The 2,226-nt window shown below is 64.9% G+C and carries 2 protein-coding genes; both read left to right on the plus strand.

What is annotated here, in order from left to right:
• The coding region (locus EOA85_RS33260; protein WP_127212537.1) for a pyridoxal-phosphate dependent enzyme at window positions 1-547 on the plus strand (547 nt) is incomplete at its 5' end.
• Between the two features lie 22 nt (window positions 548-569).
• Window positions 570-2,066, plus strand: a complete 1,497-nt coding sequence (locus EOA85_RS33265; protein WP_127212538.1) for an aspartate aminotransferase family protein — start codon at window positions 570-572, stop codon at window positions 2,064-2,066.
• Window positions 2,067-2,226: the final 160 nt, after the last annotated feature.

Consider the following 2,226-nt stretch of genomic DNA (forward strand, 5'->3'; position numbering starts at 1 on the left):
GCTCGACTGCTTCGTCACCGGCTACGGAACCGGCGGCACCGTCGTCGGTGTCGGGCGCGTGCTGCGCCGTGAGCGTCCCGAAACCCGGATCGTGCTGGCCGAACCCGCCAACGCCCAGCTCATCGGCAGCGGCAAGGCGCAGGAGCGCGGCGCCGACGGCGCGCCGGCCGCCAGCCATCCGGCGTTCGAGCCGCACCCGATCCAGGGCTGGACGCCGGATTTCATTCCCAACGTGTTGCAGGAGGCGGTCGATGGCAGCCTCTATGACGAGGTGGTGCCTGTTCCCGGGCCCGAGGGCATCAAATGGGCCAAGGCGCTGGCGCAAAAGGAAGGGATTTTCACCGGCATCTCCGGCGGAGCCACTTTTGCGGTGGCGCGCCAGATCGCGGAAAAAGCCGCACCCGGCTCGGTGATCCTGTGCATGCTTCCCGACACCGGCGAACGCTACATGACGACGCCGCTGTTCGACGGCATCGAAGCCGAGATGGACGCCGACGAGATCGCGCTGTCGCGTTCGACGCCGGGCTGCCAGTTCCCGGCCGAATGATTGCGCATCGGGAGCGACGCGGATGGACGCCATGCTGAAGGCCGCCGGCACTGCCGGTATGGTTGCCGAAGAAACGCTCGACCCGGTCGACTGGGCCGATGTGCAGGCGCTGTCGCACCGGATCGTCGACGATGCCGTCGACTATCTGCGCGATGTCCGGGAACGCCCGGTGTGGGAGGACATGCCGGCGGAGGTGAGGGAATTCTTCGCGGCACCGCTGCCGCGGTCGCCTCAGCCGCTCGCCCAAGTCTATGGCGAGGTCACCGACAAGGTGATGGTCTATCCTATGGGCAACATCCATCCGCGCTTCTGGTCCTGGTATATGGGATCGAGCAATTTCACCGGGGCGCTCGGTGATTTCCTGGCGGCGATTCAGGGCTCCAACCTTGGCGGCGGCAACCATGCCGCCGCGCTGATGGACAGCCAAGTCGTCGACTGGTGCAAGCAGATGATGGGCTTTCCCCAATCGGCCAGCGGCACGCTGGTCAGCGGCGGCTCGATGGCCAACATCATCGGCCTGACGGTGGCACGCAACACCAAGGCGGGCATCGACGTGCGCGAGCATGGCGTTGCCGCCATCGAGAAGCCGCTGCGTTTCTATGGCTCGGATCAGCTTCACTCCTGCCACCGCAAGGCGATGGAAGCACTCGGCCTTGGCAACAATGCGCTGCGCCGTATCCCGACCGACGCCGGATTGCGGATCGACATCGAGGCCCTGCGGGCGGCGATCACCGAAGATCGTGCGGCCGGGTTCAAGCCGGCGTGCATCATCGGCAATGCCGGCACGGTGAACACCGGAGCGATCGACAATCTGCAGGCGCTTGCCAAGCTGGCGCATGAGGAAGACGTCTGGTTCCATGTCGACGGCTGCATCGGCGCGTTGATCGCCATCGCGCCAGAGAATGCTCATCGCGTCGCCGGTATCGAATGGGCCGATTCGGTCGCACTCGATCCGCACAAATGGCTGCATGCGCCGTTCGAGGTGGGCTGCGCGCTGGTGCGGGATGCTTCAGCGCATCGCAAAACCTTCGCGGTCACGCCGGAATATCTGGAATCGACGCCGCGCGGCCTCGCCTCCGGACACTGGCTGCATGATTACGGCCTGCAGACGTCACGTGGTTTTCGCGCGCTGAAAGTGTGGATGGCGCTGAAGGAGCACGGCATCGAGAAGTTCGGCCGCCTGATCGACCAGAACATTGCGCAGGGACATTATCTCGGCACGCTGATCGAGGCCGAGCCGCTGCTGGAACTCGTCGCGCCACCGAGCATCAACATCGTCTGTTTCCGCTACCGCGGCGACGGGCTGGCCAGCAAGGCCCTGAAGGCGGTCAACACCGAGATCATGCTGAGGCTGCAGGAGGAAGGCATCGCCGCCCTTTCGGATACGACGGTGCACGGCCAGCATTGCCTCAGGGTAGCGATCAACAACCACCGCACCCGGCGCGAGGACCTGGACCTGCTGGTGCGGGAAATAGTGCGGCTTGGGCAGGAGATACTAAGGCTTGGCGTCGCCGGCTAAGGACCGTCAAACAAAGGCAATCGCTTCAGACAAATCACAGCGCCCAATTCGTGTGGATGATCGACTGTTGATGTCGGCGCTGCCGCTCACCTGCCTGCCGGCAGGTGAGCGGCAGCGCAAACCTGAAACGACCCTGTGCCCCGCAACGAGGCTCACGCTT

This window comes from Mesorhizobium sp. M5C.F.Ca.IN.020.29.1.1 (genome assembly GCF_003997375.1).
Lineage (GTDB): Bacteria > Pseudomonadota > Alphaproteobacteria > Rhizobiales > Rhizobiaceae > Mesorhizobium > Mesorhizobium wenxiniae.